At 31.1% G+C, this 6131-nt stretch carries 7 protein-coding genes; 2 read left to right on the top strand and 5 right to left on the bottom strand.

Translation table 11 applies throughout. From position 1 onward, the window contains the following. Positions 1 to 40 precede the first annotated feature (40 nt). The 5 genes from AC5M21_RS15695 to AC5M21_RS15715 form a co-directional block, all read right to left on the bottom strand. On the bottom strand, positions 41 to 1339 hold the full coding sequence (locus tag AC5M21_RS15695; RefSeq protein WP_199805893.1) for an aminotransferase class I/II-fold pyridoxal phosphate-dependent enzyme: 1299 nt from the start codon (positions 1337 to 1339) through the stop codon (positions 41 to 43). Positions 1340 to 1460: 121 nt separating this feature from the next. After that, complete coding sequence (locus AC5M21_RS15700) at positions 1461 to 1889, bottom strand: RrF2 family transcriptional regulator (RefSeq protein WP_428076125.1); 429 nt, start codon at positions 1887 to 1889, stop codon at positions 1461 to 1463. Positions 1890 to 1944: 55 nt separating this feature from the next. Beyond that, positions 1945 to 2217, bottom strand: coding sequence for a DUF3795 domain-containing protein (locus tag AC5M21_RS15705; RefSeq protein WP_008787468.1), 273 nt, complete (start codon positions 2215 to 2217; stop codon positions 1945 to 1947). Between the two features lies 1 nt (position 2218). Continuing rightward, positions 2219 to 2782 (bottom strand): PadR family transcriptional regulator, encoded by a 564-nt coding sequence (locus AC5M21_RS15710; protein WP_017143903.1) that lies wholly within the window; start codon positions 2780 to 2782, stop codon positions 2219 to 2221. 307 nt (positions 2783 to 3089) lie between these two features. Next, positions 3090 to 4898 carry a leucine-rich repeat protein gene (locus tag AC5M21_RS15715; protein WP_270601589.1) on the bottom strand — a complete coding sequence of 603 codons (1809 nt, stop codon included), beginning with the start codon at positions 4896 to 4898 and terminating at the stop codon, positions 3090 to 3092. 92 nt (positions 4899 to 4990) lie between these two features. Between AC5M21_RS15715 and AC5M21_RS15720 the strand changes: the two genes are divergently transcribed. Both AC5M21_RS15720 and AC5M21_RS15725 read left to right on the top strand, forming a co-directional pair. Continuing rightward, complete coding sequence (locus AC5M21_RS15720) at positions 4991 to 5221, top strand: transposase (protein WP_008787464.1); 231 nt, start codon at positions 4991 to 4993, stop codon at positions 5219 to 5221. 153 nt (positions 5222 to 5374) lie between these two features. Next, positions 5375 to 6131, top strand: a 757-nt coding sequence (locus AC5M21_RS15725) for a transposase (protein WP_493531528.1), incomplete at its 3' end; no start/stop codon positions are given.

Genomic DNA, 6131 nt, shown 5'->3' on the forward strand with positions numbered 1-6131 from the left:
TGATTTATCTAAAAAAGATTTTATTTATTTTCTTGACATTTTACCGAATGACTTTTTCTATTTTTTCAAATCCAAGACTTAAATCATCTATAATATCATCAATGTGTTCTGTACCAATTGATAAACGAATTGTTGTTGGCGTAATTCCTACTGATAATAACTCCTCTTGACTCAATTGAGAATGAGTTGTAGAAGCTGGATGAATAACAAGTGACTTTGAATCTGCAACATTAGCAAGTAATGAAAACAAATGAAGTGACTCTGTAAATTGTTTAGCTTGCTGTTCAGTTCCATTAAGTTCAAATGTAAATATAGAACCGCCACCACTTGGATAATATTGATTATATAAACGAAGTTGTGTCCCTGTTGATAATGATGGATGATTTACCTTTTTCACAAGTGGATGATTTTTAAGATGCTCAACAACCTTCAATGCATTTTCAACATGTCTTTCCACTCTTAATGATAATGTTTCAAGACCTTGCAACAACAAAAATGAATGAAAAGGTGAAAGACATGCACCCTGGTCTCTCATTAAGGTTGTACGTATTTTCATAATATATGCAATATTTCCACAAGCTTTACTAAAAACAATACCATGATATGATGGATTCGGTTGTGTCAATCCAGGAAATTTATCATTCTGCGTCCAGTCAAAATGACCACCATCAATGATAACACCGCCCATAACCGTTCCATGTCCACCAATAAATTTTGTAGCTGAATGGACAACAATATCTGCTCCATGTTCCAATGGTCTCAATAAATATGGTGTTGCAAATGTATTATCCACAATAACTGGAATTCCATGCTGATGTGCAATATCAGCTATTTTCTCCAAATCTGCAATATCACAATTAGGATTTCCTAACGATTCTAAATAAATTAATTTTGTATTATTTTGGATTGCTTTCTCAAATTGATCTATAGACTGACTATCTACAAAAGTCGTCGTAATTCCTGCTTCTTTTAACGTATTTGCAAATAAATTATACGTTCCCCCATACAAAGATTGCGATGCAACAATATGATCTCCAACTGTTGCAATATTTCTTACAGCATAATCAATAGCTGCTGAACCAGAAGCTGTTGCTAAAGCAGCAATCCCACCTTCCAAAGCTGCAATCCTTTGTTCAAAAACATCATTGGTAGGATTCATCAATCGTGTATAAATATTACCCTCTTCAACTAGTGCAAATCTATTTGCTGCTTGTTGACTATTCTCAAATACATACGATGTTGTTGCATAAATAGGTACAGCCCTTGCCCCTGTTGCTGTATCAACTTTTTCCTGTCCTACATGAAGTTGTAAAGTCTCAAATCTTAATTGTTTTGCCATCATTATATTCCCCTCTTTTTTAATTACCTATATTATCAATAGGTTTATAGGTATTATAGCACTTCATACCTATCTATTCAATAGGTATTACAAAAAAAAGAAAAAGATTCCTAAGAACCTTTTAAATACTATAGTCATTCCCGTCAATTGATGAATTCATTAAATCTGCAAGTGTTATCCCTTCAAAATACTCATCAATCATTTGATCAAGTTTTTGCCACATCGGTAAAGTTTTACATAACTGAGAACGTTCACATGTATTTGGTGAACATTCCAAACACGCAACTGGTGCCAAACTCCCTTCAGTCAATTTAAGAATACTTCCAACTGTATATGTATGAGGATCACGAACAAGTCTATATCCTCCTCCTTTTCCCCTTAAACCTTGTACAAAACGCGCTTGAACTAATATTTTTATAATAATTTCTAAATATTTTTCTGATATGTTTTGACGTTGAGCAATTTCTCTTAATGGTAAATATACTTCACAATCATGTTCTGCTAAGTCCAACATAATTCTCAATGCATAACGTCCCTTTGTTGAAATCATCATTGTTTTCACCTCAAACCTATTATACAACAGGGGTTATAAAAAACAAGTAAAACTAATGAGAGCTAACTTTCTCTTTTCTCCATTCTTTACATTTTTGAAGTCTTGGTGCTGGATCAAATCCCATATCTTTTCCCATTTCAGCACACATTTTACATGGAAATTCGTCACATTCTCCACAATGATGAAGTTGTTTACTTTCACAACATGATTTCACTCCGCACTGACCACCCCAAAATGGGAGTTCCATATGGATACATCCTGTACAATGAACACTTTCTTTTCGTTCACACTCATCACAACAAATACCACACCTTGATTGATACATTTTATTCTCCTCCTAATTCTTGCATTTTTTCTAATGATTCCTCATTTTCAATTTCTTGTTTAAATTCTATACACCATTTTTGTAAAGAATCTAGAACCATTATTTGTTGTTTCATAATCGTTCGCCCAACAAGCGGAATATTTTTCTTTTGCTGTCTTGTTATAGTTATGAAAGATAATGATTCTTCAATATTCTTTTGAATATTTTCAACATATTGCAAAGCTTCTCCTTTAGAAACCTTATTTAAACCTACAATAACAGCATTAAAGTCAAATAAAACCTGAAAACTTTTCTTAGAAAATTCTTCCATCATAATATCGAAATATTCTAAACCTTTCTGCGTTATTTTATAAATTGCTTTTTCAGGATTTTTTCCATTCTTAATAATCTTTTTTTTTAAATAACCACTTTCCTCTAAAACAATCATTCTTTTATAGATAGATGGTGTACTAATTTTAACCCAATAAGATAAATTCCGATATTCTATATGCTTTTGAATATCATAAGCACTTCTTGATTGATCATGAACCAATCCTAATAATACTAAATCTACAGTTGATGCCATAGCAGCCCTCCTATACTATATAGTATACTACTATAACATATATTAATCAATAATATATAAAAATTATATAAGATAAACGTATAGACATCCTTAATACTTATTTACGCATAAAGAAAAGGAACTTTCTTTTTTTAGAAAATTCCTATCAATATCATTAAATAAAGATATTACTAATTATCTATCTTGTTTTTTTATGTAACATATAAATTCCTATGCTGACACTTAATAAAATAACAGTTCCCCATATTTCTATAGCAGTAACATCACCAGTATTTACATCTTGAATTATTTGATTTTAATCTTTAGATTAATTATCTTTATGATTGTTATCAGATAAATCATCTTTTACATGGTCATTATTTAATGAATCATTATTATCAGGATCCAGATTAATAATTGGACTACGTAAAACACGTACTTGACACTTTCCATTTAATTTTTGATTCCATTGATCAATAACTTCATATTCGAGAACATAAATCCCTTCTTGATGGGAATTCAAAGTTCCAATAAAAGTCACATTATTAATTTTATTTCCATCTTCATCTTCAAAAACAAAATATCCTTTTGGATTAAAAAGTGTATCTATTGGTATCTCTACATTATCAGATCCTACTAAAGTTGGTAAAGAACAAACTCTTACCTGACATTGCCCACTCATCTGACCACCCCACTGGTCTGTCACTTGATATGTTAAATGATATATGCCTGCTTTCCTTGTATCTACTTTCCCTTTAAAAATAACATTATCTATCTTATTGCCATCAGCATCCTTAAATATAAATTGATCCTTCCAATTTAATTGATCATTTTGTGGAATGACAATAGAATCTACTTCTACAACTGGTAAAGCCTTATAAATAACTTCAATAATTTTATCACCAGTAATATCTGATTCATCATAATTCCATATCCCTGTATATCCATCTCTTACTGGAATATTAGGGAAAACAAAATCTTCTCCTTCAACATAATATTTTGTTTCCAAAATATTTCCATCACACATAAAAGTAATCTTATGTGTTTTTTTAACAATTAAATCAACTTCTCCACCAATAACAGTTGCAGGGTTATCTTCAATAATATTATAAGAATATTTAATTTTTGATGGAAATGAACGCATCGTAGATTTGACTTTCCATAATCCATGACCTAAATTTTCAAAGTCATCACCCTCTACTTGAATTCTCTCTGCTTCTTTAAATCCTTGTGTTGCAAAATCAACATATTCTCCATCACTTGTACAATATAAAGCAATCCCTATATTCTGATTTCCAAAAGCCCAATATTTTGATGCTGGAGTTCCACATGTTATAAGATTATTTGGATTTTCAAAAGTCACATCAATAAGCTGACAGTTCGTAAAAGTCGAATTACCAATAACTTGGACACTACTAGGAATAATTAATTTTTGTAATGCAGTATAACTAAAAGCAGCACTTTGTATAACTGTTACTGTGTTTGGTATTGTAATTTCTCTCAATTTATTACATTCATAAAATGTTTGTGCATCAATTGTTGTTGCTCCTTTTGACCATACAACAGTTTCTAAAGATTTACAATAATTAAAAGCTTGCTTACCAATACTAGTCACATTATCAGGAATAACTAATGTTTGAATATTACATCTGGAAAAAGCTTTATCACCTATAAATTTTACACTTTCTGGAATATTTAAATTTTTTAGACTATTCCATCCTTGAAACCCCCAATTCGATATTGTTTCAACACTTGAAGGAATCTCAAGTTCTAAACAACTCGTAAGCCCATTAAATGCATATTCAGGGATTTCTTTCAATTTGTTAGGAATATGTAATTTTTGTACACTTGTACAATTTGCAAAAGCATACTTACCGATTTTCTCAATACTATCTGGTAAATTTAATTCTTTTAAACTGATATTATCACGGAATGTATATTCACCTATTTCAGTGACGCTATTTGGAATAACAACACTTTCAAGATTCTGACAATTATCAAATGCATAATTTCCAATGGCTGGTATACCATCCATAATTTTAACACTTTTTAAATACTGATTATTACTAAATGCATTGCGCGTGATAAATTTAATTTTGACACCATCAATAGTTGAAGGAATAACAATATCAGTAATTGTTGATTGATCAACAGTACTTTTAAATCCTAGAAGTGTTCCAAATGTATTTACATTAAAATAACAGACAGTTAATAAGTGACAGCTTTATAATGGGATCACTAGATGAATTCGTACCAGAAGATCATCTCGTCAGACAACTTGATGAGTTCATTAGCTGGGATTTTATTTATGATATATGTGATCCCTTATATTCTGATATAGGAACATCCAGAGTTGATCCAGTTGTTTTGTTTAAACTTATGTTTATTAATATCATATTCGGATATCATTCCATGAGAAGAACATGTGAGGAAGTTAAGGTCAATATAGCCTATAGATAGTTTCTAGGATTAAGCTTTGATGAAAAAGTTCCTGATCATTCCACATTCTCACAAAACTATATAAGGAAGTTCAAGAAAAATAATACAGCGATTCAGATATTTGAATACTTCATCAGGACACTTATAGAAAATGATGTCGTAGATCCAAGCATTGTGTTTATAGATGGCACACATCTTAAGGCAAATGCGAACAAGAATAAGTCAGTCAATAAGGAAGTAGAAATAGCAGCGAAAAGATATCAAAAGGAATTGGATGAAGAAATAGATAGAGATAGAGCGGAGCATCATAAGAAGGAAATAAAACGTAAAAAAAAAGAAACACACGACACAAAGGAAATCAAGGTAAGCACAAGCGATCCTGATTGTGGATATTTTCATAAAGGAGAAAAAGAGAAATGTTTTGCCTATAATGTGAATGTAGGATGTGATAGACATGGATATATATTAGGGATGAGCATAGACTCAGGTAATGTTCATGATAGTGTAGCCTTTTATCATTTAAATCTTGATTATGCATATAGAGAACAAATAGAGACAATGGTACTAGATGCAGGATATTCAACTGCACCAATATGTCATAGTGTACATAGCGAAGGAAAAGAAATCATCGTTCCGAGGAAAAGGGCTGCATCAAAAGGAAAAGGATATTATAAGAAATGGCAGTATGAATATAATCAAGAAGAAGATATATATGTCTGTCCATTGGGATGCATACTAAGATACAGTACAACAAATAAAGATGGAAGGAAACAATACAAATCAAATGAAAAACAGTGTAAAAGCTGTCCACATCTGAAAAAATGCACACAGTCAAGGAATTGTACAAAAGTGATAGAAAGACATGTATGGCAAGAGGATTTAGAAGAAAGCATAAAGCTACAAAAGAGTCAAGAAGGAAAAAGAATATATG

Source organism: Coprobacillus sp., assembly GCF_984815275.1.

Coding starts and splice junctions, on each gene's coding strand:
- AC5M21_RS15695 (WP_199805893.1), bottom strand. CDS start 1,339: ATGGCAAAACAATTAAGATTTGAGACTTTACAACTTCATGTAGGACAG.
- AC5M21_RS15700 (WP_428076125.1), bottom strand. CDS start 1,889: ATGATTTCAACAAAGGGACGTTATGCATTGAGAATTATGTTGGACTTA.
- AC5M21_RS15705 (WP_008787468.1), bottom strand. CDS start 2,217: ATGTATCAATCAAGGTGTGGTATTTGTTGTGATGAGTGTGAACGAAAA.
- AC5M21_RS15710 (WP_017143903.1), bottom strand. CDS start 2,782: ATGGCATCAACTGTAGATTTAGTATTATTAGGATTGGTTCATGATCAA.
- AC5M21_RS15720 (WP_008787464.1), top strand. CDS start 4,991: ATGGGATCACTAGATGAATTCGTACCAGAAGATCATCTCGTCAGACAA.